Raw genomic sequence first — 24,942 nt, forward strand, 5'->3', positions numbered from 1 at the left:
ATTAAGAAGCTGCGTGAGTTGATTTTGGAGCTTGCGGTTCGGGGGAAGTTAGTACCGCAAGATCCAAATGATGAGCCAGCTTCGGTGTTGCTGAAAAGGATTACTGATGAACGGGATAGGTTAGTCAGAGAGAAAATAATAAAGAAACCTAAGAAACTACCAGAAATCACTGAAGAAAAGTGTTTAGAAAACTTTCCTACAGGTTGGTCAGAGTGCCGTTTAGGTAGTGTTATGAACGTGCTTAATGGTAGAGCTTATAAAAAGCATGAGATGTTGCAAGAAGGAACACCTTTGTTAAGGGTGGGCAACCTATTTACTTCTAAAGAATGGTATTACTCAGATTTAGAATTGGAGCCAGATAAATACATTGATAGCGGTGATCTTATCTATGCTTGGTCTGCGTCATTTGGCCCTTTCATCTGGGATGGTGGTAAAGCTATATATCACTACCATATTTGGAAGCTAGATTTTTTTGATAAGAGGTCATTGTATAAGCCTTATATCTTCAATTTTTTACTAGCTATTACTGAAGAAATAAAAGCATCAGGTAATGGTATAGCCATGGTCCATATGACAAAGGATCGAATGGAAAAATTGATTCTGAGAATACCGCCTTACTCTGAGCAGATTCGTATATCAGAGAGAGTTGAGGAATTGATGGCTCTCTGCGATCAGCTTGAAGAGCAAGCAGAGAACAGCATTGCTGCACACCAGGTACTAGTTGAAACCCTGTTAGGTACACTCACCCAAAGCCAAAATGCGGATGAACTTGCCGAGAACTGGCAAAGGCTGGCCGAGCATTTCGATACCCTGTTTACTACAGAGCACAGCATTGATCAGCTAAAGCAAACCATCCTGCAATTGGCGGTGATGGGTAAGCTCGTTCCGCAAGATCCGAATGATGAACCGGCTTCCGTTTTGCTGGAACGGATTGCTGCTGAGAAAGAACAGCTGATTAAAGATAAAAAGATTAAAAAGCAGAAGGTGTTGCCGCCTATAAGTGAGGATGAACAATCATTTGTACTACCAGAGGGGTGGGCTTGGGAACGCTGGAATCAAGTTGCTTTGAAAATTGGGGATATAGATCATAAAATGCCTGATGAAGAAATAAATGGCATTCCTTATGTTTCCCCTAGAGATTTTTATCCAAACAACGTTATTAAATTTGACGATGCTAAGAAGATTTCTCTTGAAGACTTTGAACGATTAGCTGCCAAAATACAGCCAAAGAAGGGCGATATTATTTTTCCTAGATATGGGACGATAGGGGCTAATGTCCTAGTTGAAACTGATCTGGATTTTTTGGCGTCATATTCTTGTTGCGTGATTAAAACACTTCAGGGTTTTATATCGCCAAGTTATCAATTTATATATTCAATATCCTCATTCGTGAAAGATCAATGTCGTAAGGCTGAGAATAAAACTACTCAAGCAAATGTTGGAATAAAAAGCATACAAGAGTTCGTTATGCCGATCCCTCCACTTGATGAACAATACCGCATTGCAGATAAAGTTAATAAACTAATGACTGTCTCTGATGAACTCAAAGCCCGTCTACTAGAGTCTCAACAAACTCAACTCTCCATTGCCAAAGCAATCACGGATCAAGCGCTACAGGGTTAAGCGTTACTTAGGTAAGCATTAAGAGGATAAGGATGTCCTACGATAAACCTTGGATTAGTTATCTAGAACAACGGCAGCTGCTTACAGAATTATGGATGTTACGTAAATGGAAGAAATTATTGGTATCTTTGCCAGTATCGTTGGAGTGATAGGCGGTCTTTATCAAGGGTATCGCTGGCTAAGGAAAAAGTTAGATTCTAAGAAAACTGAAGTAACAAATGCTGATTCCATCAATGAATCTGTTGCTGAAAGATTTATAAATCTGTTTGAAGCGCACGGGGTCTATCGTAACCAGATACCTGAATTTTTTGATCATGGTTTGACTATGGCGGATGTTCAAACGGAAGACAATCTCCTCGCTAAGTTGACACCTTCATTACTGCAAAGCGCAGCTGATCTGTTTCAAGTAAACGCAGAATGGTTGTCTCATGGTCAGGGGGATATTTTTAAATCCCATCATTTCTACAAACACCCTGCAGAGTTTGGCTGTTATATAGATAAGCTTCAGGCCAGCGGGGATGAAAAGCAGATAGAAGGTTTTGTTCTAACGGTTAAGCCACCTAGAAAGCATGAAGAAGATACGCTGATTGTTCTTAAAGAGAGTGTGGGCCGAATAGGGGATAGAACAATCTTCAGGTATCACCTGTGTCCGGATTGGATACTCAGCTATTGGAAGTGCTGTGCCGATGTTGCTTGTTGTATCGCCCAAGCTCAAATGCGTGATGTTTACTTGGTTGGTAAGTACGTCGAAAAGGAGTGGTTGCAGTCCTTTGCTGATGGCATGTTATTACCAAAATTTGCTTTTGATCTGGATGAAATTGATATGCCTACAACGGGTTGGTGGCAAACTGATGAGTTTGTCGATATTCCAGTGAAGTTTATCGAGCCGCTTTCACAAAAAGATGATTTTAGTATTAGATCAGCGATTGATCGATGGCTTAAATATTTCGATGCTGGGAAAATATATGTGAATTCTGACACCATCAATAAAAGTGTAGGTGAAGGATTTAGACATTTTAAATCGATAGGGTCTAAATAAATTTAAAGGCTTATAGCTGTAGCGAGTGTTAGGGCTATAAGATAAATAAAGAGAAGTTACTTATGAGTCTGTCCGCGATTACCTAGTTAATTGATAAAGAGGGTGCGTTCGGAACGGTATTCGTAAAAATATAATGCAGGAAATTATCAAGGATGATGAGCAAAGTTGTTGAAAGTGCGTTTGGTTTAGCGTTAATTACAGGTGCATTATTTGCTTTGAGTATTGCAAATCATAATGCTTATTTCGCCGTGATTGGCGTAGAGAATGGCTTTGTTACTTGGTCATCTCATCAAATCCTGTATAACGCGCTATTTATAACTCTTATTCCCTCCATGCAATTGCTGTTCTTTGGTTTCTTCGGATTTGGGTTGTTGTTTGTTATTGCTATGGGTATTGATATATGGATTCTCAGATCATTTTCTTTTAAGCGGAAGTTGGTTATATGCAAACAAAAGAGAGAAAAACAACCTAAGTTGAGTAAATTAGAAACCCATCTTATACGCTGGTTTAAAAAGTTCGGTATGGTGGTGTTGATTTGTTGTTCAGTATTTGCAGCTTTGCTTTATGCCGAGAAACAGGGTCGAGACAGAGGATTGGAGTTTTTAGCTGATTTAGAGATGTCGAATTTAAGTGGTTATCTTCTTGTTAGAATGCAAGGGTACCCAAACCCTGTGGTTGTTATCAGTTGTGGGCAGGATAATTGCTCAGGTGTTGATACTGTTAAGCGAGAGGTGATTTATTTTGAAAACAAGTTTGAAGTTGGTGCTGTGACTAATGCTATTAAGACAAGATCCAGCCATCTAAAATAAAAGAAGGCAGGTTCCTAGTCTAAGCCTCCCAATTACCAGCGTGAATTTCACTTAACCCAAAATAGGAACCTCAGTTCCTATTTGGGGAATCAGTAGCTGTTTTTTACTACCCAACCCAAAAAGCCTTACTCGATTCTTTGTGAGCTTGCACTCGACTAAGACCTATATCCTTCAATTGCTCATCACTTAACTTCATAAGCGCTTTTCGGGTGCGGTAGTTCTGGTGCCACTGTTTGAGAATACACGCCAATTTATGCAAATTCATTGTCGGGAGAGGATAACTATTTCTTATCTCTTTTGATGGCTGGTAGTTTTCGCATACTTGAATGCTCATCTTTATATCCTCCGTTTATACTTAATTTGTAGGTAGTATTGGTCTTGGGTTGCTATAGTGACAAACGATATAAATTTCTATTCAGTTAACTAAAACTTAAGTGATATGGATCGTTTACCTCCTCTTAAAGCGTTGCGTGTTTTTTTGGTGGCTGCTGAGCATGGCAGTTTTAAAGTGGCGGCTGAAAAGTTGTTTGTGACTCAGGCCGCAGTCAGCCAGCAGATACGTCTGCTGGAAGACTACTTTGCAAAGCCGCTGTTTATTCGTCTGAATCGAGAGGTACGTTTATCTCCTGATGGGGCTTCTTTGCTGCCTTATATCCAGCAGGCGTTCAAGGCGATTGAAGAGGGGAGTAGAGCGCTTTCGGTCGATCCTTCACCTAATCAGCTTAAGATCACTTCTCTGCCTTCATTTGCTGCGCGGTGGTTGATACCTAGGCTGGGCTCTTTTCAGCAGGCCTATCCAGAGTTCAATTGCTTAGTGTCTACTTCCTGTGATCTGCATGATTTCTCGGATGATAGTCAGGACCTTGCGATTCGTTTCGCAGAGGGGGGGAAGACGCAATTGATGGAGAAAGTGCTGACCGAGGATTATATCGTTTCGGTCTGCCACCCTGACCTTTTGCAGACAAAGGACGGAGCTGATCTGAACCTTGGCAGCTTACCACTGTTGATTGATGACTCGCCCGAACTTAAACGGGTGAATGCTGGATTTGTTCGAGAGATGGGAGGCAAAAATCAAGTGGTTCTGCAACTGCTGGATTCAAGCCTTCAGGTGGATGCTGCATTGAATGGTCAGGGTGTTGCCCCGATTCGTTATAGCTTAGTGTACGAGTATATAGAACGCGGTCATTTAGTTTGCCCGCTTAAATGCTATTGGAATTCGCCTTATGCCAACTATCTAGTTGCGCCTGAAGCTAATTTTGAACGGCCAAAGGTGATGGCTTTTACCGATTGGATTATGGAAGAGGTTAGAGCCGTTGAAGCGCATTGGCAGGTGTTTAAGGATACATCCAATTTTTCACTTATGGATGACTAAGGTAAATGTGTTTATTTACCCTCTAAAGTTTCATACTGGGGTATCGGAAAAAGTCCATTTAGTTCTCGACGGTTCCCAAATTGGGAACTATAGTTCCCATATTGGGAATTTATGGGTTGTTTTTGATGTTAGCTTCGACGATTGGATCTGCGCTGTTTACTAAGGCGCAACAGAATGTATTAGGTTTGCTATACGGCAACCCTGAGAAAAGCTTTTATCTCAATGAAATTGCTAGAAAAACTGCAATGGGTAAAGGTGCACTAACACGTGAGTTAACAAAGTTAACAGAGGCGGGAATACTCACAGTTACCAAGTTAGGTAATCAGAACCATTATCAAGCAAATAACAGCTGCCCTATTTACGGAGAGTTAAAGCAGATTGTTGTTAAAACCTTTGGTATTAAAGGTGTACTTCAGCAAGGAATATCTGGTCTGTTAGAGAACGTCGAACAAGCCTTTATCTATGGTTCTTTCGCCAAAGGAGAGGAGCATGCTGAAAGTGATATTGATTTGATGCTGGTGGGTAATGGTTTAAGTTATAGTGAGGTGATGCAAGGATTGGAGCCTCTTGAAGAACAATTGCACCGCCAGATAAATCCAACCATTTATACACCAGAAGAGTTTTCTGAACGCTTAGGTGAGGGACAAAACTTTGTTTCTAAGGTTATGTCACAATCTAGGATCGATCTACTGCAAGGATAGCAGGGGAGTTCTATGAAGGAACTGGATAATTTAGTCAAAATTAACAAACTCAATTACGAACCGCCAGAGAAAAAGGAATTTGAAGGCATGGTTCGCGCAGGTAAAACCAAACTTAATGATGCTCAAATCGAAGGCCTAAGTGAAGATAGCCAATTCTCATTAGCTTATAGTGCAGCGCACGCATTCGCCTTAGCTGCTTTAAGATGGCATGGCTACAGATCTGATAGCCGTTACTTAGTTTTTCAGTGCTTGGGCCACACTTTAGGGCTAAGCAAGGCAAAATGGCGGGTTTTAGATATATGCCATAACACGCGAAACCTTGCAGAGTATGAAGGGCATCTTGAGATCAACCCACAGCTGCTTTCCGAGTTAATTAGTATTACTAAGGAGCTTGAAGTTCTCTTGGCGAATTTACCAGTTTTAGAATGAGAGTTGTTAGCTATACGCAGAGTCCCAAAATGGGAATTATAGTTCCATTTTTGGGACTTTATGCGATTGGTAGCTTCTATGACACAAGCCCAAGTGCTGTTGTTATAACTCACTAGATTCTGAAGAGAGAATCTAATGAATATGATAGAAACATTGTGCGGTTATTTAGGATCTGCCAGATATAGCGAGATCACATGTTTACAAAAAAATACTCTGTTATACTCGCGCCATTGTAGTTAGTGATTAAGAGGCCTTATTTATGTCGAATCGTCTGGTGATTCTGGATACTGAAACCACAGGTATGAACCAGGAAAGTGGTCCGCATTTCCAAGGGCATCGGATTATCGAAATCGGCTGTGTTGAGGTAATCAACCGTAAGCTGACCGGCAAAACCTTTCACGTTTACATTAACCCAGAGATGCCGATTGACCCTGAGGCGATCGCGGTACACGGTATCACGGATGAGCAGGTTAAAGACTGCCCTAAATTTGCTGAAATCGCTCAGGAGTTTGCCGAGTTTCTCGACGGCTCAGAGATGATCGCACACAACGCTCCCTTCGACGTCGGGTTCATGGATCATGAATTTGGTATGTTGGGCGAGGGTTGGAAGAGCACAGAAGAGCTCTGTAAAATTACCGACTCCCTCAAAATCGCTAAAGACAAATTTCCGGGTCAGAAGAACAACCTTGATGCTTTATGCCGCCGTTTAGGCATTGATAACTCCCATCGTGAGTTACACGGCGCCTTGTTGGATGCCGAGATTCTTGCTGATGTTTACCTGTTGATGACAGGTGGACAAACCTCTCTGTCGTTGTCGGATGATGAGGCGGGTGGTGATGCAGGGCAAATCAGAAGACATGCAGATGCACTACAAGGCTTACCTTTGGTCACCTTAACAGATGAAGAGCTAGCCGAGCACGAAGCTTTCCTAAATATGCTTGATAAGAAAGCTGGCGGTAGCTGCACTTGGCGTCAGGAATTGGTTGAGGCGGAATAAGGAAGCCTTCGCCTCTAGTTGCCTCCACTACTTTTTAAACAATATGTTAGCTATGGTTTTTCAAGACCCTGATAGGTAAAGTGGGCAGAAATCGTGTTACTTACACGATTTAGATAGAGAAAATTTCAAGGATGGAAGATGTGTGAGTTAAAAAGGATTTTACGCCTAACACTAATTAGTTGTTTGCTATTTAGTTCTAATCTGGCCTATTCAGGCGTTAAAGAATACCCCATCTTAAAGGTCGATTACGGCCCTTCAACTACTTTTAAGACCGGTGCTGTCGGTAAGATCAATATTCCGATAGACGAGCTTACCAATGCAAAAATTGCAGTTTTGGATGGGTTAGTGATCATCTTCGATGATGGTTCTAAGCTTTCGATGGAAACGCTCACTGATATAGCTCTTGGATTCCAAGGCGTTGATATGCGCACTTGGCCAAAGTACCTCTTAGGAATACAAAACGCGGGTCCTGAACCTGAGGGCTACAAATCCGAGCTGCAACAATCTAAAAAGCACATTATTGACACTGAAGTATCAGCTTACGAGATAAGAACGTTTCCTACCCAACAGGGAATCGGTTACTGGGCTATTGGCCCAAAAAAATCAGTAATCGTATTTACTTCATCAGTCATAGAAGACTAGGTGGCACTCTTATTTGCAGAAAATATGGATGAGCATCAAATTAAAAAAATCATCATTAATGGCACGCTAAGATAAAGATATTACGTGAATGCCTAACCCTGTGATTGAAAGGTATGTGCTTGTAGAGCGATTATTATTTTAAATCGGTTGTCGTTTGACAACTTGATAGTGCATTTCTAAACTTAGCATACGGAGAGACAGGGATGTCTCGTAAGAAACACTCCAAAAAAGAAGTGGAAGCCGCATTAGTTTATGCGGAAAAGAATGGTTGGCGTATTGAAGTTGGTGGAAGCCATGCTTGGGGTAAAATTTACTGTCCTTATAATGACAAAGAATGTCGTTGTGGTGAGTTTTGTATCGTTAGTATTTGGAGCACCCCAAAAAGCCAGCAAAACCATGCTAAGCAGATCAAACTAGTCGTTGATAACTGTGCTGTGAAAAAAGCATGTGATGAGGAATAAAAGCATGCGTGATTATGAATTTACTTTGAAGTTTGCATTGCCAGACGCTGACATTGACCCTAGTACTTATGTTGAGGAATTAGGTGAAGCAGGGTGCGATGATGCATTAATTGGGTTAGGTCATAGTGGGCGTATCGCTTTACAATTCACCCGAGAAGCGAAAAGTGCTTCTGAGGCTGTGATCACCGCGATAGAAGATGTGAAGTCTGTGATTCCAAACGCTCAGCTATTTGAGGCGACACCTGATATGGTTGGGGTTTCGGATATTGCTGAAATCATAGGGGTATCTCGGCAAAATATTAGAAAGCTGGTAATGAATCATGGCTACACCTTTCCTGTCCCTGTTTATGCAGGTAGTTCTTCTTTATGGCACCTTTCTACCGTTCTTGATTGGTTTGAGACCGAGCAAAACAAAACTATTGAACCGACGATAAAAGAGATCGCTTTTACAAATATGCAGGTTAATTTAGTTAAGGAAAGCCATAAGCTTGATCCTATCTATTCTTCAAAGTTATCTGTTCTCAATCTGTAGAGCCTATCTGCAGCTCCGTTTACCGTTATTTATGAATTAGGCCGCCACATATCATAGACATCATGGTTTGATACAGAGCAGATAAAGTAAAGAAACATGACTTTGCTAGCACATTAGATCAGCTGCTCTGTTGTGGTCATATTTGTATTCGGTATTATGTTTTGAATAATGTGATCATTCATTCTTTTTTAGGCCAAGGATATTTTGCAAACAATCGTAAAGCCTGCAGAATCTCTTATCGATTTTTCGGATCAACCTGACTTTGTTGCAACATTGTGTAAGCAGGTTAACCTCCTACCTTATATTTCAGATCGGATATATCATGCATCGGTTTCTGTTGATCGACAGGATTTGATTGCCTTTCTTTCCAACAATACCTCTTACCAGCAAATGTTTTGGCAAGCGCGAGATCAGGATAGGTCGCTAGCAGGCCTTGGTGTGGCTGCGGAGATAATCGCAGACTCATCAGCAGAAGCAATTGCTGAAGTTAGAGATTTTTCATCTCGAATTTTTAGCCAATCTAAAAAAGCGTATCTGCCTTGGTTCTTTGGCGGATTTTCATTCGCTGCGGGAGATGAGAGTGATATCTGGCAAGGCTTTCCTTCCAGTTATTTTGTTTTGCCGCAGATCTGTTTGAGTGAAACTCAAGGTGAATATCACCTACATATTCACCTTCCATGTAACGGTGAGGCTGAATGGAATACTGCAAAAAATGATCTGATCAGGATGCTACTTGCACTGGATTGGGGTCAGTCCGTTCCTGACATTCTTGAGGAAGGTCAGCAGTATCAAGCATGCTCCAGTATCGATAAAGCCCATTGGCATGATCTCTGTGATCAGGTGAAGAGTGACATTGATCAAAAGCATATAGAAAAAGTCGTTCTCGCAAGAGATGTAGCCATATCAGTTGATGGTTCAATGAATGTTCATCATTTATTGAACCGTTGGTTAGCTTTAAATCCAAACACCTATTCTTTTATGCTGCAAAGAGGCGATAAGTATCTATTGGGTTGTTCACCTGAGCGTCTTTATAAAAGAGAAGGGCAGCAGCTTAGCACTGAATCATTAGCCGGAACGGTTGGGCGAGGGGACGATTTAGTGAGTGATGGTCAGTTATCGCAGCAATTACTTAATGAATCTCGCTTTAAGAATGAACATGGACTGGTCAGCCAGTTTTTACAGCAGCAGCTTGAAGGTGTTTGTAGCTCGCTAGATTTTGAACCTACTCAAGTTATGAAATTGGAAAAGGTTCAGCATCTTTATCAAAAGGTGACGGCTGAACTTAACTGTAAAATTAATGATGCTGAGCTGATTAATTTGCTCCATCCAACACCTGCTGTATCTGGTTATCCAAGAAATGCCGCACTGAATTTCCTGTCTTCAAATGAGTCTCTAGCGCGTGGTTGGTATAGCGGGGGGATAGGAATCGTCAGTTTTAGTGATGAGAGGGAGTTTGTTGATCTTGCTGTCGTAATCCGATCTGCGCTACTGGAAAATAATCGCTTGCACTGCTTTTCTGGTGTCGGTTTGGTTGACGGCTCCGATTCAGAATCGGAATGGCAGGAGCTGGATTCGAAAATTAACTCTCTTCTCGATGTGGTTTATGGAACAGCACAACACTAATCTGACAAATCTATGGGCCGCTGCTGTTCTAGAACAGTTAGTTCAGTTGGGCGTCGAGGACATCTGTATTGCGCCTGGCTCTAGAAGTGCTCCTTTAGTTATTGCGGCTGCCAGGCTTTCTCTGTCTAAAACCAATAATGGGGAGCAGGGGCAGCTGAGATTACACACGCATATTGATGAGCGAGGCTTAGGTTTTTTCGCACTGGGTCTTGTCAAAGCGCGGTCAAAGCCAGTCATCGTGATCACTACATCTGGAACTGCGGTTGCCAATTTATATCCTGCAGTCATTGAAGCGTTTCAAACATCACAACCGTTGATCGTTCTCTCTGCTGATAGGCCTGAAGAGTTGCTAAATTGTGGTGCGAATCAGGCGATTAATCAGAAAGGAATCTTTGCGAATAATGTTGTCGAATTTTGTCAGATTGATGCGTTAGATTCTGAAGCAGAGATTTCAGAAAACCTGACATCAATCGTCAGGGCTTACCAGAAGGCAACTATGTCAGGCCCTGTGCAGATTAATTGTGCCTTTAGGGAGCCACTTTATCCAACAGATGATGTGGATCTGTTAGATACAGACAAATACCTTCAGACTGTTGATCCAGAGAGCCTATCTGCTTCCTCTGTTTTTGAAACAAAGTTTAACCAACCGGAAGGGGAAGCAGTTCTTGTCGCCGGTGATTTAACCCCTTCGCAAGCACAGCATGTTATGGCATTGGCTGAGCGGTTTGATACCCCGATACTTGCCGATATAAACAGTAATTTGCCGAACCATCGTTTGGTTATTCAAAGTGTAGAGCTGATCCTTGAAGCTCAGCCTGATCTACTTGCTGAATACGACTCGGTGATTCAGTTTGGTGGGCGGCTTGTCGGTAAACGCTTGTTGAATTGGCTATGTGAAAGCCATTTTGAAAACTATCTTTTGGTATCGCCACAGGCCTTAGCTCTCGATCCCTCTAAAACGGCCACCCAGCTTTGCATCGATATAGATGAGTATTGTCGGGGCGCCGTTATAACCAAATCAGATCATGCTCAACTGTTAGAAAAGAGTGACCAAATACTGGAGAAAGCACGAACCTTTGTGCGTTCACTATCATTCGGTGAACTGAAAGCTGCGCAGACTCTATGTGATGTCCTGGATGGTAACGTAGATCTTTTTGTCGGTAATAGCTTAAGCATTCGCTTGATGGATCTGCAGTCTAATCGCAATTTCCCTGTTTTCAGTAACCGTGGGGCGAGTGGGATTGATGGGCTGTTGGCCACGGCTTGCGGTGTACAGCAGGGGCGAGGGAGACCTATGGTGGTTTTGTTAGGTGATACCTCGTTGCTGCATGATCTAAACAGTTTGATGATCGCGCGCCGTCATACTAGTGACTATCCGCTTATATTGATAGTGTTGAACAATGACGGCGGCAGCATATTTAATATGCTGCCTACGGCAAATTTAGGTGATATTCAGCGAGATTTTTTCCAGCTACCGCATGGTCTGGAATTTTGTAATATCGCTAGGAGTTTTGATATTCCTCATTATTTACCTAGCACCGAAGCGCAATTCAAACAGCAACTTACTGATTTACTCAAACAGAATGGAGTGGCAATGATCGAGTTACAACTGCCTCCCACTGAGAGTAGTCAGCAGATAAAAGCACTCTATGAGTTTTCAAGAAATCATGGCGCAGCTTCTGATTCGACAGGCTAATAATTAGATGCTGATCAACCATCCGAATTACAATGGCCAGATATTAACTGAAAGCTCCCCCGTTATACTCTGCCTCCATGGCTTTATGGGGGGGCAGGATGATTGGAAACCCGTCATAGATCATCTTCCTGATAGTCAGAAACTGAATATTATTTATCTCTCTTTGCCTCTTTCCTTCCCAAAAGAGGTGACAGATATTGAAGGTTATAGCCGTTGGTTGTGGCAGCAACTTCCCGATTTTAAACAACCGGTGTTTTTACTAGCGTATTCTCTGGGTGCACGTATTGGGATGCATTGGTTAAGGGATAATCCTGGTTTAATTTGTGGTGCTTTATTCGAGGGAGGGCACCCGGGCCTCCCCGGCGACAAAGCGCGGCTAGACAGTGATTTAGTTTGGCAGCAGCGGTTTAGTCAGCAGGATCTTAAGCTCACTTTGGAGCAGTGGTATCAGCAAAGTGTGTTTAATGGCAGAGAAAAAGATACAGCGGAACAGATCTATCAACGGCATAAGGCTGATCCATCTGCGTTAGGAAACTTATTGCTGACTCTATCTGTGGCTAATCAGCAGGATATGACGTCCTCACTTGGGGGGCACCCTATTACCTATCTCACAGGAGAGCATGATAAAAAATACACAGAATTAGCAAAACAGCTCGTTCAACAGCATGCTAATATCGTTCATCATGTTATCTCAGGTGCAGGCCATAATTGTCACAGTGATCAGGCCTGTAGTGTGAGTAGGATTTTATCTAATTTTTTAACGGACTTTATTCATGACTAACCCTGCAGACAGCAGTATCCAGAAGGGCGCAGATTGGGTTGATTGCGGGCAGCAATTTACAGATATCCTTTATCACAAGGCTGAAGGTATCGCTAAAATCACTATTAATCGTCCTGAAGTACGTAATGCCTTTCGCCCACAAACTGTCAAAGAGATGATTGCGGCAGTCAATGATGCCCGTTATGACGATCAGGTAGGTGTGGTTATTCTGACTGGGCAAGGAGATATGGCTTTTTGTTCAGGCGGGGATCAGCGAGTTCGAGGTGATACGGGCTACGAAGATGAGTCTGGTGTTCATCATTTGAATGTTCTGGATCTTCAGAAGATGATCAGAAGCCTACCTAAGCCAGTTATCGCGATGGTAGCGGGTTATGCCATTGGTGGGGGTCATGTACTGCATCTGGTCTGTGATATGACGGTAGCTGCGGAGAATGCTCGATTTGGTCAGACAGGCCCTAAAGTGGGTTCTTTCGATGGTGGTTTTGGTGCCAGTTATATGGCGAGTATCGTAGGGCAGAAGAAAGCCCGTGAGATCTGGTTCTTATGTGATCAGTACGATGCAAAAGAAGCACTAGATATGGGCCTAGTAAACAAGGTCGTACCTTTAGAAAATCTAGAACTAACCACGGTTGAGTGGTGCAGAAAAGTGCTTAGGCTTTCACCTATGGCATTGAGAACGTTAAAGAGTGCTTTCAATGCTGGAATCGATGGGCAAGCAGGTCTTCAGGAGCTAGCCGGTAACGCGACTATGTTGTTTTATATGACAGAGGAAGGGCAGGAAGGCCGTAATGCCTACAATGAAAAGCGTCCACCTGACTTTAAGCGATTTAAACGCCAGCCATGATCCCTAAGCTCCGGCTTCTTGAGTATGAAATTCCGTTTACCTCTTCATTTGTTTTTAATGTGGGTGGTAAGCGGAAAACACTCAACACTAGACAGGGATTACTACTACACTGGTTGTTCGGTGATCAGAGTATTTATACTGAGGTCGCACCCTTACCAGGTTTTTCAAATGAAACCCTAGAACAGTGTAAGCAGCAGTTATTGGCGCTCGATTCGGAGGAATTGTCCGCTTCTGTTATTTCAAAGCGCTTATACCCAAGTGTGAAATTTGCAATTGAAGCTGCGTGGTATCAACTTGAGTATCCATTGCGTTCTACAGCTGTTCGTTCCTGTTCGCTTATTGGTAAGAGCTCCGAAAGCCATCGAATAAAAATCAAAGCAGGGCATCAATCAATCGAGAATGATGTTTTGTCTTTAAAGTCTGTTTTAGCTCATTTACAACCTCATCAAAAGTTGCGAATTGATGCCAACCGGACATGGACGATAGAAGAGCTAGAGACTCTCCAGCAAGCACTCAATACGTCGCAAATCGATTATGTGGAAGAGCCGCTTAAATGCCTCGACCATTATCGATCTAACGGGTTGCCGATTGCTTTTGATGAATCTCTCCGCGAACTTGATCCGCTAAAGCCTGTTCCGGAAATATTCTTTACTGCCAACGCCTGGGTTTTAAAGCCAATGCTATCTGGGTTACAACGAACTATAGAACTTGCTGAATTGGCTCGTGAGAATGGAATAGTCTGTGTTCTTTCCAGTAGCTTTGAAAGCAATGTCTCATTGGAGTTCTATCATTCACTTGCTCAGGATCTGGAATTAACCGAGGAGCAGGGTTTGGATACCCTTAAGTATCTAGCAAAAGACCTACAGCCTGCAAAAATAACGCTTAGAGCGGAATCTGTACCATTGGCAGATTGTAAAGAGATTGCGCGGCTATGTTAGAAACGGTCCTCGAAAAGCATTATGGTAATGGCAGTACACTGGGTGATGAGCATCATCGCTATTCTTATGAGGCTTTTAATCGTCTGATCAAATCTAAGAGAGATGAGCTGTATTCATTCGGTTTAAGAGAGCATCAACTTGTTCTTTATAAAGCTGAAAATACCCTTGATACGCTTATTTTAAGCTGTGCCATTATGGAATTAGGCGCGGTGGCTGTTCCGTTCAATCCTGCATTTAGCGAGAGCCAACTAAATGAGTTAAAGGCTCTTAACCAGTATGCGTATTTTATCGATCAGCATGGGGTAGCGGGACTAAATGAAGAGCATGAAGAGGGTGTTGTCGATCCATCCATAGTGAATGGGATTTTTACATCGGGATCTACTGGAACACCTAAACTGGTGTGTCATCGTCTCTCTAACCATATTGCCAGTGCTAAAGCCTCAGCGATGATCAATCCTTGCGACTCTTCTGATCATTGGCATGTCTCATTGCCGATCTACCATATCGGTGGCTTTAGCGTGCTTTTCAGGGCAATAGTGTCCGGTGCATCGCTGACTATTGGTGGCCGTGTAGAGGATCTATTATTTCTACAGAACATGGGTATAACCCATGCTTCGATGGTGGCGACACAGTTACAACGTTTCAAAGCATCAGCTGACAATATAAAGGATTTAAGGCTAAAAACCTTGCTGATAGGGGGAGGTCCTACGGCAGATAAACTTCTACGTTTATGTGCTGACCTGCCTTTAAGAAAGACTTACGGCATGAGCGAAATATCGTCACAGGCTTGTACTGAAGGTGAAGATGGCTCGATGGAAGTGCTAGACAGTGTCGAGCTAAAGGTTGATGAAGACGGTGAAATATTACTGGCAGGTGAAAGCTTATTTGCAGGCTATCTGGTTAGTAACCAATTGAGATCATCAGAGGCATTTTTCCGTACAGGTGATATCGGTCGCTGGGAGAATAACAGACTGCTGATTACAGGGCGTAAGGATAATCAGTTTATTAGCGGTGGCGAAAATATTCAGCCGGAAATGATTGAGAAACAACTACTCAAGTTGGTAGGTGTTACTGAAGCGATAGTGGTTCCTGTTGAGTGTCCTGAATTTGGCTATCGACCTTTTGCCTGGACAAATCCAGATTGCTGCTTTGCTCAGATTAAATCCGATCTGAAAAGCTTATTACCCAGTTTTATGATTCCCGTTGGCTTTGCCCAGATACCTGATTCTATGCTGGTGAAAGGCCTGAAATTATCTCGCAAGGAGCTTACCGCTATAGCTGAAAAAGAGTGGTAATTGGTATTTGTTACTAATCAAAATAAGGCGTTCTTACCTCAAACGATAAATCTAATATACAGAAAAACGAATTAATAAGAGTTATTAAATTAATACTGCAATGTGCCAAAGTGGATGCTCTGCACAACAATCATTACGGGCTAATTTAATAGTACTTGAGCAAACTGATATACTGAAAACAGAGGATGTATGCTGGTATATGGCTATTTTTATTAAAAACTCTTGACGGCGAAACAGGTCGAAGTGTTTTTTAAAGAATGAGAGCGTTGAAAGTGACAACTAAGAAAAGAAAACTCACTTTATCAAGAATAGAAGAGCGTGTTCAACAGTTACCGCTTCTGCCTTCTGTTGTTTGTGATTTGATGGCACTTGATACAGACTCCCCCTTCTTTTATGACAAAGTTACTGAGTTGTCTCAAGCAGACCCTCCGCTGGCAACAAGAGTACTTAAAATTGCTAACTCAGCCTCTTCGGCACATTCCCATGTCATAACTGATCTGCATGAAGCACTGATTCGGGTTGGGACAGATAAAATATTATCGATTATAACAACATTATCAGTTGCTCGAGTTTTCACCCCCGTAACAGATCAGCAAAAAGCCATTTGGCAGCACTCAATTGAAACAGCTCATATTGCGAAGTTTGTGGCGATCCATCTAAAAGATTTTAACGTGGATAAAGGGCTGGCATTTACTTCAGGCTTGTTACATGACATAGGAAGATTTGTACTGTTTGAAATGACAGCTAAAGCCATTGATGTCGTAGATGCTAAGGGCTGGGACACGCCGATAGAATTACCTGAGGTAGAGAAAGGGGTACTTGGTTTTACCCATGCAGATGCTGGCTTTATTGCGGCGAAGAAATGGCAGTTGCCGAAAGTAATTGTAGACATGATTCGTTATCACCATAATTACGAGATAAACGAACACAACGAAGTGTCAGCAGAATTGCGGAACTTAGTTTTAGTTGTCCAGTTCGCAGATTTGGTGAGTGTTTTAATTGAAAAGAACCCAGAATGGCCTGATTGGGATGAAGCAAAATTGACTAGTGAAATTCGTAGTTTCTGTCACCACGATAGTTGGCCTAAAGTTAATTTTCCAGTAAATGAACTCGTAAAAGAACTACCAGTTATATCCATTGAGTGCTATCAGATACTTGAAAAGCTAAGGTTGAGATAAAATCTACCCTACTGTTTATTAGTTAATACTGGTTTGTAATCTATAAAAAGTTCTTGGACCTCATGGTGAAGTGTTTCTGCCTCAAGGATTTCCTTCGTCTGTAGCAGTTATCTAGTGATAAGTCAGGTTACTTTCGTAGGCTGATATGCACTGGAACTATCAGAAAACACTTTGATTAGTCCCAATATTGGAATTATTGTTTATATATTGGGACTTTTGGGCTTAGCTTAAATCTTTACGACGAACAGCTGTAATGAGATAAGCCACCAAGGCCATTTAGTTCAGAAGGCCTTAATCTGTAGAACTTGTATTCTACTTCTTGCGATTGTTCAGCATAAGGCTGATTCATTACTTCCTGTAGTCCTCTGATTAGTTCGTAATTACCTTCAGTCGCTTGCTGATAAGCGGGTTGTACGAACCACTCACGTAGGGTGTATTTAGGGTTTACCAGTTTCATCTGCTGAACACACTTTTCTGTTGAACGATTCAGAGAGGTATTAGCCTGATCCACAGCGGTGTCCCATTGTTTAAGCCAATCTACCCAGCGTTCGCTTAGTTTGCTAGATGGCGTTTGGTAAAAGCTATTTGTTAATGGCTCTAGGCTCTCTGGCAGGTTGGATAGTTCACGGAAGAAGAGCGTGTAATCAGTTTGGGTCTGGGTCATTAGAGCTAATAGCTCTTTTACTAGTTCTGGCTCAAATTTATGTAGGCCTAATTTTGCGGCCCACATTGCTTCCATTTTGTTAGTCATCTCTTCTGCAAAACCGTTTCTGATTTCACTGAGCTGTTCTATTCCGTCAGGAGCTGTTTGGAGAAGGGGAGCTAAGGCTACGCAGAACATATGGAAGTTCTGTTCTGCGGCTAGAGGCTGATTTAGGAAGGAGAAGTGATGCCCGCCGCCGGTCCAAGGTTGGAATTGTGGATCAAACTCATCCATAAAACCGTATGGACCATAATCTAGGGTAAAACCACCCGCAGCACAGTTATCGCTGTTGAAGTTGCCTTGGCAGTAGCCGACCCGAATCCAGTTACTGACTAGTGAAGTGAGTCGGTCACGGAAAGCTTGAGCGAGTACCAGCGCTTTCTCTGTTAGAGATAGATCCTTATCGATTGCATCGCTGTATTCACGCTCGATCAAATGGAGAACTAGCATCTCGAGTTCTTCTAATGCTTTAGGGTGTTCTTGTTTTCGAGCACGGCGACCAAAAAGCTCTAACTGGCCAACACGAATAAACGATGGGGCAACACGTGTTGTGATTGCAACCGGGTTATAGACCATGGTGTCAGGTTCATGAGAGTGTGAGCCTTCAGAATACCAAGGCCGCCTGACCGTTTCTGATTTGGAAACGTAAAGGCTCAATGATCTTGATGTCGGCACGCCGAGGGCATACATATGCTCTTGCGCTAGAAACTCACGCACACTTGATCGTAAAACCGCACGGCCATCTGCTCCGCGACAATATGGAGTTTGACCGCCGCCCTTAAGCTGCATCTCCCAACGTTTATCGTTGAAGATGCCTTCTAAAACAGAGACTGCTCGACCATCTCCATATCCGTTACCTGTGCCAAATGGGCATTGTTGATAGTACTCATTTCCGTAGATGGAAAGAGCATAACCACAGGCCCAGCCTTGTTTACGTAAAGGTTCTGGTGCTTGAGAAAGGTCGCCAGAGAACATTCGCTTGAAACCATCTGATTGTGCTAAAGCGTCATTAAAACCTAATTCTTGAAAGAGCGTATGGCTATGCGCGATGTACTCAGGATCACTGATGGGTGTTGGGTTTACTGGCACGTAATGCCCATAAAAAATCTCTCTTGGGAAATGATCAATACCGTTTTCAGTAGCATCTGGATCAGCATTGAGCGTTTCTAAAAGTGAATAGTCGGCCAGAGCTGCAAGGTCATCAAGTGTAATGATAGCTGGTTCATTATTTGTAGCAGTTGGGTCGATCATTGTAGCTCCATAAATAGGCATAAACGCTGGCTGGTGTAGTTTCAGATATCCTCTTACGTTTGGAAAGAGGCTAAAGATCTTTTATTGCAGCTATGCATTCAGAACGGTTTGAAAGTTTAGTTTCTTAATTCTGTTCAAGTCACCAAATCGGGTGTTGATTGGATTTGTATCTTTTTAAAGATCCAAATTCTGATCTGATCCGTATTAAGTTTTTGGCTTGCTACACTATTTTTTATTTTTGTTTAAAAAATGAACATATGCCGCCTTTATGACTGTTTTTTTAGGCCTTAAGTTCATACTGAACCCCATAGAAATAAGCGGTTTAGCGTCTATAGTAAATCTATACCCATTGTTTGATTACATAGTGTGAGAAGAGAAGGGGCTATGTAAGCATTTGGGAACTCTACTCGGTTGCTAAAATGGTCTTTAAAAGAGAATCGCGAAAGCACTTCTGGTCCATAATTATAATAATGATGTTAGTCGGAGCGATATCTTCTATTGCTTCTATTGGCATCTTGTACAAATCAGCGGTTGAGGTTGAGAAGTCTCGTCTTGTCTCTCTTGTGTCCAGTAAAGCCCGCCTCATCAATGCCATCGCTGCGTTTGATTCGCAATATAGCCGCGTAGACCACCCTGAAGGTGCAGTAGGTGCGACCCTGAGCCAAGTTCGAAGCTCATTTGAATTGAAGAATGGTTTTGGCGAAACGGGGGAGTTTGTTGTCGGGAGATTAAACGGTGGCAATATAGAATTTTTAATGAGCTCGCGCAAACTCAATCAGCCCCCTCAGCCAATACCTATAAATGAGAGTGCTGCAGAACCCATGCGCCGAGCACTGAATGATCAGTCAGGAACCATAATAGGCCTCGACTATGAGTCCCGAAAAGTTTTAGCTGCTTATCAGTCTATACATGTATTGGATATAGGTATCGTAGCAAAAATTGATTTGACGGAAGTTCAAGAGCCCTTTATTGATGCGAGCATTAATGCAGCGCTGATAGCTCTATTTATTATTGTTTTGGGAACTCTGTTAATTAGCCAGATAGAAGAGGAAGACCATTCTAACCAAGAAACCTTCGCCTTGAAGTCCGGAACCAGCGCTAAAGAGTGGTTAATATATCGTTCGTTACTTCTTGCTGCAGTGGCATTTGCGGTAATGATCAGTTCGTTAGGGCTGCTCTATCAATATGCTAGGGATACTGAAAGGGCAAGTCTTTTAGATATGGTTGAAACTCAGGCTAGCTTGATCAATTCCGTGGCTGACTTCGACGCAAAATATAACGATGCTGACTTCCCAGGAGGGGCGTTTGCGGCAACGTTAAAGCAAGTTAGTACCGCGCTCCAAGAATCCCCTGGATTCGGTGAAAGCGGAGAATATCTAATTGGCCGTTTCGATGAATATCAAATTACCTATCTCACGCAACCTAGGAATTCAGATGGCCAAATAAGCAGTTTCCATGTGGCTGAGCCGCGTTCCAACGCGATTAAGCAGGCTTTAGCAGGTAGAACAGGGATGACACCTGATGTTGATTATCGGGGAACCAATGTTTTGGCTGCGTATACACCTATTCCAAAACTAGAGGCTGGATTGGTTGCAAAAATTGATGTTAAGGAGATGAGAGGACCGTTTATCCAAGCCGCTTCACAAGCGGGTGCGGTGTCTGTCGTTGCAATAGGATTTGGTTCACTATTTCTATGGCATTTGTCTTTGTCATACAAAAATAGACAACGTGTTCAAACCGATCGTTTGATCAGTCGGGGGTTATCAATGGTAGAAGAGAGCAAGGTCACCGTTGTTCTTGTTCTATTTACCTTATCTTTGGGTGTGGCCCTGTTTAGCCTTGACCTTCTTTTACCGCTTGGGGTGGCGTGTGGCTTGCCCTATATCTTCTTTGTATTGACGGGCAAGCTCTTCCCTAGGCGTGAGTACACGCTTGGTTTGGCTATCATTGCGACCGCCTTGGTATATGTGGGTTACCATTTCTCCCCAGAAGGTGGGCAAGACTGGGTTGTTATCACAAACAGAATGCTGGCGGTGGTTGCAATCTGGTTAACAGCATTAACCGTCAGTCTTTCTCAGGCTCAAAACCGAGCGCAAAAAATACAAGCGTCTCAATTACGCAAATTATCATTAGCTGTAGAGCATAGCCCTGCGTCGGTCATTATTACTGATCCCAATGGGATGATTCAGTATGTGAATGAAAAATACACGGAACTTACCGGATACAGCAGGGAAGAATCTGTGGGTCACAAAAGTAACATGACTAAATCGGGCAACACACCGATAAAACAATACAGGGAGCTTTGGGAAACATTACAGCACGGGCAGGAGTGGCACGGCGAATTCCAGAATAGGAAAAAGTCAGGAGAGCTTTATTGGGAGCGCGCGTCTATTCACCCAATCACCTCAGCCTCAGGCAAAATAGTTAACTATGTTGCGCTACAAGAAGATATTACTGAGCGTAAAGAAAACGAACGAAAGCTTAAATATCACGCTACCCATGACACGTTGACAGGCTTGCCTACGCGTAGCTTATGTATGGACCGGTTGAGTAAGGTGCTTGATTTAGCCAAGCGTAATAACCAGCAAGCGGCAGTGTTGTTTATTGATCTGGATGGTTTTAAGGAGGTCAATGATAACTTTGGTCATGATGTGGGTGATAAAGTATTGATTGAGACCGCGCAAAGACTCAAAAGCAGCGTGAGGGAGTCTGATACTGTTGCTCGAATAGGTGGTGATGAATTTATTATTCTACTTAGTGAAATAAATCAGCCAAATGACGCTAGCCAGGTTGCTAGAACAGTATTAGATCGCATTAAAAATAGTTACTTGTATGATAGGAATGAAGAGATCCATATTGGTGTGAGTATCGGTATTTCACTCTACCCTGATAATGCTCTTGATCCAGAAGAGTTAATACAGTTCGCAGACAAGGCGATGTACTGCGTAAAAACCGAAGGTAAAAATAATTTTTCCTTTGCGAAGAAAGCTTTATAAATATTATTTGTACTTTTTGTTTTTGAATCTTTTTATTCTAAATAAGCTATTCTTAATCCATTAATATTTATATTTAATTACAGGCTTCTTAAATATTTATTTCAACAGATCTGCTAATTTAGTTAGCTCTAAATTATATTTGCTACCTTATTCTCTATAGGAAAGTGTAGTAATTGGTTGTTACAAGTCTGATTTATGTGCATTAAATAGTACTGTTTGTTATGTTCTTTAGTATAGTGTCAAACGATTATGTGAAAAATCTGCGCACCAAAACAATGCAAAGAAAATCCCTAATCTCCTTTTAAAATATCTATAAATAACCATTTTTAAATTATTTTAGAAAATATTAATAAAATATATTAGAAGTTTTTAAATGGATAGCTCTCTATAGGTTTTGATTAAAAACTATGGCAGCCTGCGGGTCCTGCTTTTAGGGTCTTTAATCAAAATGGAGTTTTTAAGATGACGCTATCTCGCAAGCTCACCATTATTTTCTTAGCGATCGGTATCGTACCTATGCTGATTTTGGGAGCCTTTCTTACTTATACCAGTAGCAGCAGCTTAAGTGATCAAGCACTTAATAAGCTGGAAGCGGTGCGCAGCATTAAGCAAAATCAGATTGAGTCGTACTTTGCTGAGCGTGAAGGTGATGTGATGATGCTTTCTGAAATGATCAACTCCATGACATCTGCAGGACATACGCTAAACAGTATTGAACAGATGCTTGGTGTCGAAGGAGGCGATGGTAGTTTCTTCGCAAAGTATATAAATGCTTACGGCTATTATGATCTTTTCCTCATCAATCCAGCGGGTACTGTCTTCTATACAGTGACACGCGAAGCAGATTACGGCACAAACCTATTATCAGGTCCTTATCGAGACTCTGGTCTCGCCAAGGCTTTTCGCAATGCCCGTGATGAGAACAAATTCGTACTAGAAGATTTTGCTCCTTACGCACCTAGTGCAAATGCTCCGGCCAGTTTTATTGCCTACCCAATCCAACAGAATGGTCAGTTTGCGGGTGTTATCGCGCTTCAGCTATCGATCGAAAAGATCGGTACCATCATGCAAGAGCGAGATGGTATGGGTGAAACGGGTGAATCTTATCTGGTTGGATCAGATAAACGTATGCGATCTGACTCTTTCCTTGATCCTGAAGGGCACTCTGTGATCGCGTCTTTTGCCGGGACTGTTGCGAAAAACGGTATTGATTCTGTATCGGTTCGCCAAGCATTAAATAATAACGAAGGCGTTACAGAGTTGATTGATTACAACGGTAACCCTGTATTGTCTGCTTATACATCGGTGAAGGTAGGGGGTCTTACCTGGGCACTTATCTCAGAAATTGATGTGGCTGAAGCACTTGAATCTGTGTCTGGTTTGAAGATGACGGTTCTGGTTACGGTATTAATCTCAATGGTTATCGTTATTGCTGTGGCTTATGTGTTTTCTCGATCGATTACACGCCCGTTAGGTGGTGAGCCACACGAGATGAAACAGGTAGCCGACACCATCGCATCAGGTGATTTAACCCTAGCCATTGATGCAAATCAGCAATATGGCAGTGCTTATAGCTCGATGGCTGTTATGGCGGATAACCTGCGTAAAATGGTTGCTGACATGATTAGCATCAGCGAGCAGATGGCACGTAGTAGTGAAGAAACGTCGGTCATCACAACACAAACTCACACGAATACAGAATTGCAACAAAATGAGTTAACCAAGATCTCTGCTGCGATGGTACAGATGGTGGCGACCGTACAAGAGGTGGCATCGAATGCGCAGAATGTTTCCGATGCCACATCAAATGCATCTAGAGAAGTCGTTGCCGCTCAGAAAGGGATAGAGCAAACCATGAAGTCGGTAGCGGAGCTTTCCCATGAGGTGGATCAGTCCAATCAAGCGATCCTGAATCTAGAAGAGTACAGCGCCCAGATAGACTCTATTTTGGCTGTCATAGTAAGCATTGCTGAACAGACTAACCTATTAGCACTAAATGCTGCGATAGAAGCGGCGAGGGCTGGTGATCATGGTCGGGGCTTTGCTGTAGTTGCTGATGAAGTTCGCTCCCTTGCTCAAAGAACACAAGATTCAACACGCGATATCGAATCGATCATTACCCAGCTAAAAGAGGGTACTCGTCGAGCAAGTGAATCTATGAATGTGAGCATCAAGAAAACTCAGCTTTCACTTCAAAGCACTAAAGAGATGAATGATGTGATTATCTCTATAGGTGCCGGTGCAGAGCGTATTAGTGAGATGATGCTGCAAATTGCCAGTGCTACAGAAGAGCAATCTTGCGTGGCTGATGAGATCGGCGAGAACGTAAACTACATTCATCAGTTAGCGATTGAGAATGCCACAGGTGTTGGTGAAACCGCACAAGCGACACAGCACTTATCACAATCTGCAGGTAATCTGCATCAGTTGATAGCACAGTTCAAAACTTAACTGAGTCGAATTAGCTGATATAAAAGACTTCTTGTTGATTGGAAATATCAAAAGATAAGATATGTCCGCTCAGTGCCAAAAGCGGACATTAGATTCATCCATGTTGGAGGCTATAGTATTAATCAGTCACCAAATAATCAGAACGGATGATTAAATCAATGAGTAAACTGACTATCAGCACAGTTGCTAAACAGGCTGGTGTGAGTGTTGAAACTATAAGATATTACCAACGCATAGGGCTTATCCTAGAGCCTTCGAAACCTGATTCAGGATATCGAACCTACACTGATAAAGATGTTCAGCAGTTACAGTTCATACAGCGGGCCAAGAAGCTTGGTTTTAGTCTCGTTGAAATCAGAACTCTGCTTTCACTTGGAGAGGCAAACTGTGACCAAACCAAGCAGTTAGCATCCAGTAAGCTTGTTGATGTCAAAGATAAAATAAAAGATCTATGCTCAATCGCAAATACGTTAGAGGCATTGATCAATTCATGTGAAGACAACAGCCTTAAATCCTCCTGCCCTATCATTGACGCTATCTCACAGGACAAATGATTCATGCTTGACTCCGTACCATAGTAC

Annotated in this window: 22 protein-coding genes; 20 read left to right on the forward strand and 2 right to left on the reverse strand. The window is 42.4% G+C overall.

The window, feature by feature from the left end; all coding sequences use genetic code 11:
- The first annotated feature begins 18 nt into the window (after nt 1–18).
- The 3 genes from ACMXYU_RS07100 (at nt 19) to ACMXYU_RS07110 (ending at nt 3,471) form a co-directional block, all read left to right on the forward strand.
- Nucleotides 19–1,623: a restriction endonuclease subunit S gene (locus ACMXYU_RS07100; protein WP_415900897.1), complete on the forward strand. Its 1,605-nt coding sequence runs from the start codon at nt 19–21 to the stop codon at nt 1,621–1,623.
- Nucleotides 1,624–1,729: 106 nt separating this feature from the next.
- Complete coding sequence (locus ACMXYU_RS07105) at nt 1,730–2,662, forward strand: hypothetical protein (protein WP_415900898.1); 933 nt, start codon at nt 1,730–1,732, stop codon at nt 2,660–2,662.
- Nucleotides 2,663–2,814: 152 nt separating this feature from the next.
- On the forward strand, nt 2,815–3,471 hold the full coding sequence (locus tag ACMXYU_RS07110) for a hypothetical protein (protein ID WP_415900899.1): 657 nt from the start codon (nt 2,815–2,817) through the stop codon (nt 3,469–3,471).
- A 106-nt stretch (nt 3,472–3,577) separates the two neighbouring features.
- Here ACMXYU_RS07110 and ACMXYU_RS07115 read toward each other — a convergent pair whose 3' ends face one another.
- Nucleotides 3,578–3,805 carry a DUF1127 domain-containing protein gene (locus tag ACMXYU_RS07115; RefSeq protein ID WP_415900900.1) on the reverse strand — a complete coding sequence of 76 codons (228 nt, stop codon included), beginning with the start codon at nt 3,803–3,805 and terminating at the stop codon, nt 3,578–3,580.
- Between the two features lie 105 nt (nt 3,806–3,910).
- On the opposite strand from ACMXYU_RS07115, the gene ACMXYU_RS07120 reads away from it, so the two are divergent.
- The 14 genes from ACMXYU_RS07120 (at nt 3,911) to ACMXYU_RS07185 (ending at nt 16,960) form a co-directional block, all read left to right on the forward strand.
- Entirely contained in the window at nt 3,911–4,843 is a 933-nt protein-coding gene (locus tag ACMXYU_RS07120; protein ID WP_415900901.1) for a LysR family transcriptional regulator, read from the forward strand.
- A gap of 125 nt (nt 4,844–4,968) precedes the next feature.
- Nucleotides 4,969–5,544, forward strand: coding sequence for a nucleotidyltransferase domain-containing protein (locus tag ACMXYU_RS07125; RefSeq protein WP_415900902.1), 576 nt, complete (start codon nt 4,969–4,971; stop codon nt 5,542–5,544).
- A gap of 12 nt (nt 5,545–5,556) precedes the next feature.
- A complete protein-coding gene (locus tag ACMXYU_RS07130) occupies nt 5,557–5,973 on the forward strand; it encodes a hypothetical protein (protein ID WP_415900903.1) in 417 nt (138 codons plus the stop codon).
- Between the two features lie 259 nt (nt 5,974–6,232).
- Complete coding sequence (dnaQ, locus tag ACMXYU_RS07135; RefSeq protein ID WP_415900904.1) at nt 6,233–6,970, forward strand: DNA polymerase III subunit epsilon; 738 nt, start codon at nt 6,233–6,235, stop codon at nt 6,968–6,970.
- Nucleotides 6,971–7,108: 138 nt separating this feature from the next.
- Nucleotides 7,109–7,612, forward strand: coding sequence for a hypothetical protein (locus tag ACMXYU_RS07140; RefSeq protein ID WP_415900905.1), 504 nt, complete (start codon nt 7,109–7,111; stop codon nt 7,610–7,612).
- Nucleotides 7,613–7,815: 203 nt separating this feature from the next.
- Nucleotides 7,816–8,073, forward strand: coding sequence for a hypothetical protein (locus ACMXYU_RS07145; protein ID WP_415900906.1), 258 nt, complete (start codon nt 7,816–7,818; stop codon nt 8,071–8,073).
- A 4-nt stretch (nt 8,074–8,077) separates the two neighbouring features.
- Nucleotides 8,078–8,605 (forward strand): helix-turn-helix transcriptional regulator, encoded by a 528-nt coding sequence (locus tag ACMXYU_RS07150; RefSeq protein ID WP_415900907.1) that lies wholly within the window; start codon nt 8,078–8,080, stop codon nt 8,603–8,605.
- Nucleotides 8,606–8,809: 204 nt separating this feature from the next.
- Entirely contained in the window at nt 8,810–10,228 is a 1,419-nt protein-coding gene (locus ACMXYU_RS07155; protein ID WP_415900908.1) for an isochorismate synthase, read from the forward strand.
- On the forward strand, nt 10,209–11,924 hold the full coding sequence (gene menD, locus ACMXYU_RS07160; protein ID WP_415900909.1) for a 2-succinyl-5-enolpyruvyl-6-hydroxy-3-cyclohexene-1-carboxylic-acid synthase: 1,716 nt from the start codon (nt 10,209–10,211) through the stop codon (nt 11,922–11,924). The genes ACMXYU_RS07155 and menD overlap by 20 nt, the downstream gene beginning before the upstream one ends.
- 7 nt (nt 11,925–11,931) lie before the next feature.
- Nucleotides 11,932–12,705 (forward strand): alpha/beta fold hydrolase, encoded by a 774-nt coding sequence (locus ACMXYU_RS07165; RefSeq protein WP_415900910.1) that lies wholly within the window; start codon nt 11,932–11,934, stop codon nt 12,703–12,705.
- On the forward strand, nt 12,698–13,549 hold the full coding sequence (gene menB / locus ACMXYU_RS07170) for a 1,4-dihydroxy-2-naphthoyl-CoA synthase (RefSeq protein WP_415884366.1): 852 nt from the start codon (nt 12,698–12,700) through the stop codon (nt 13,547–13,549). The genes ACMXYU_RS07165 and menB overlap by 8 nt, the downstream gene beginning before the upstream one ends.
- Complete coding sequence (gene menC, locus ACMXYU_RS07175; protein WP_415900911.1) at nt 13,546–14,487, forward strand: o-succinylbenzoate synthase; 942 nt, start codon at nt 13,546–13,548, stop codon at nt 14,485–14,487. The genes menB and menC overlap by 4 nt, the downstream gene beginning before the upstream one ends.
- Nucleotides 14,481–15,782: an AMP-binding protein gene (locus ACMXYU_RS07180; RefSeq protein ID WP_415900912.1), complete on the forward strand. Its 1,302-nt coding sequence runs from the start codon at nt 14,481–14,483 to the stop codon at nt 15,780–15,782. Before menC ends, ACMXYU_RS07180 begins: the two co-directional genes overlap by 7 nt.
- A 272-nt stretch (nt 15,783–16,054) precedes the next feature.
- The gene (locus ACMXYU_RS07185; RefSeq protein ID WP_415884369.1) at nt 16,055–16,960 is read left to right on the forward strand and encodes an HDOD domain-containing protein; all 906 of its coding nucleotides are present in this window, start codon (nt 16,055–16,057) and stop codon (nt 16,958–16,960) included.
- 235 nt (nt 16,961–17,195) lie between these two features.
- Here the strand turns inward: ACMXYU_RS07185 and ACMXYU_RS07190 are convergent, their stop codons facing one another.
- Nucleotides 17,196–18,914, reverse strand: coding sequence for a protein adenylyltransferase SelO (locus ACMXYU_RS07190; protein ID WP_415900913.1), 1,719 nt, complete (start codon nt 18,912–18,914; stop codon nt 17,196–17,198).
- A gap of 470 nt (nt 18,915–19,384) precedes the next feature.
- On the opposite strand from ACMXYU_RS07190, the gene ACMXYU_RS07195 reads away from it, so the two are divergent.
- The 3 genes from ACMXYU_RS07195 to ACMXYU_RS07205 all read left to right on the forward strand — a co-directional run bounded on the left by ACMXYU_RS07195 (nt 19,385) and on the right by ACMXYU_RS07205 (nt 24,915).
- A complete protein-coding gene (locus ACMXYU_RS07195; protein ID WP_415900914.1) occupies nt 19,385–21,910 on the forward strand; it encodes a diguanylate cyclase domain-containing protein in 2,526 nt (841 codons plus the stop codon).
- A gap of 462 nt (nt 21,911–22,372) precedes the next feature.
- The gene (locus ACMXYU_RS07200) at nt 22,373–24,361 is read left to right on the forward strand and encodes a methyl-accepting chemotaxis protein (RefSeq protein ID WP_415900915.1); all 1,989 of its coding nucleotides are present in this window, start codon (nt 22,373–22,375) and stop codon (nt 24,359–24,361) included.
- Nucleotides 24,362–24,519: 158 nt separating this feature from the next.
- Nucleotides 24,520–24,915: a MerR family transcriptional regulator gene (locus tag ACMXYU_RS07205; protein WP_415900916.1), complete on the forward strand. Its 396-nt coding sequence runs from the start codon at nt 24,520–24,522 to the stop codon at nt 24,913–24,915.
- The last annotated feature ends 27 nt before the right edge of the window (nt 24,916–24,942 follow it).

The organism is Neptuniibacter sp. QD48_11 (assembly GCF_047778095.1).
GTDB lineage: Bacteria > Pseudomonadota > Gammaproteobacteria > Pseudomonadales > Balneatricaceae > Neptuniibacter.

Excerpts from the sequence above, each read along its gene's own strand:
- ACMXYU_RS07105 (WP_415900898.1), top strand. The coding sequence starts at position 1,730 with ATGGAAGAAATTATTGGTATCTTTGCCAGTATCGTTGGAGTGATAGGC.
- ACMXYU_RS07110 (WP_415900899.1), top strand. The coding sequence starts at position 2,815 with ATGATGAGCAAAGTTGTTGAAAGTGCGTTTGGTTTAGCGTTAATTACA.
- ACMXYU_RS07115 (WP_415900900.1), bottom strand. The coding sequence starts at position 3,805 with ATGAGCATTCAAGTATGCGAAAACTACCAGCCATCAAAAGAGATAAGA.
- ACMXYU_RS07120 (WP_415900901.1), top strand. The coding sequence starts at position 3,911 with ATGGATCGTTTACCTCCTCTTAAAGCGTTGCGTGTTTTTTTGGTGGCT.
- ACMXYU_RS07125 (WP_415900902.1), top strand. The coding sequence starts at position 4,969 with ATGTTAGCTTCGACGATTGGATCTGCGCTGTTTACTAAGGCGCAACAG.
- ACMXYU_RS07130 (WP_415900903.1), top strand. The coding sequence starts at position 5,557 with ATGAAGGAACTGGATAATTTAGTCAAAATTAACAAACTCAATTACGAA.
- dnaQ (WP_415900904.1), top strand. The coding sequence starts at position 6,233 with ATGTCGAATCGTCTGGTGATTCTGGATACTGAAACCACAGGTATGAAC.
- ACMXYU_RS07140 (WP_415900905.1), top strand. The coding sequence starts at position 7,109 with ATGTGTGAGTTAAAAAGGATTTTACGCCTAACACTAATTAGTTGTTTG.
- ACMXYU_RS07145 (WP_415900906.1), top strand. The coding sequence starts at position 7,816 with ATGTCTCGTAAGAAACACTCCAAAAAAGAAGTGGAAGCCGCATTAGTT.
- ACMXYU_RS07150 (WP_415900907.1), top strand. The coding sequence starts at position 8,078 with ATGCGTGATTATGAATTTACTTTGAAGTTTGCATTGCCAGACGCTGAC.
- menD (WP_415900909.1), top strand. The coding sequence starts at position 10,209 with ATGGAACAGCACAACACTAATCTGACAAATCTATGGGCCGCTGCTGTT.
- ACMXYU_RS07165 (WP_415900910.1), top strand. The coding sequence starts at position 11,932 with ATGCTGATCAACCATCCGAATTACAATGGCCAGATATTAACTGAAAGC.
- menB (WP_415884366.1), top strand. The coding sequence starts at position 12,698 with ATGACTAACCCTGCAGACAGCAGTATCCAGAAGGGCGCAGATTGGGTT.
- menC (WP_415900911.1), top strand. The coding sequence starts at position 13,546 with ATGATCCCTAAGCTCCGGCTTCTTGAGTATGAAATTCCGTTTACCTCT.
- ACMXYU_RS07180 (WP_415900912.1), top strand. The coding sequence starts at position 14,481 with ATGTTAGAAACGGTCCTCGAAAAGCATTATGGTAATGGCAGTACACTG.
- ACMXYU_RS07190 (WP_415900913.1), bottom strand. The coding sequence starts at position 18,914 with ATGATCGACCCAACTGCTACAAATAATGAACCAGCTATCATTACACTT.
- ACMXYU_RS07195 (WP_415900914.1), top strand. The coding sequence starts at position 19,385 with ATGATGTTAGTCGGAGCGATATCTTCTATTGCTTCTATTGGCATCTTG.
- ACMXYU_RS07200 (WP_415900915.1), top strand. The coding sequence starts at position 22,373 with ATGACGCTATCTCGCAAGCTCACCATTATTTTCTTAGCGATCGGTATC.
- ACMXYU_RS07205 (WP_415900916.1), top strand. The coding sequence starts at position 24,520 with ATGAGTAAACTGACTATCAGCACAGTTGCTAAACAGGCTGGTGTGAGT.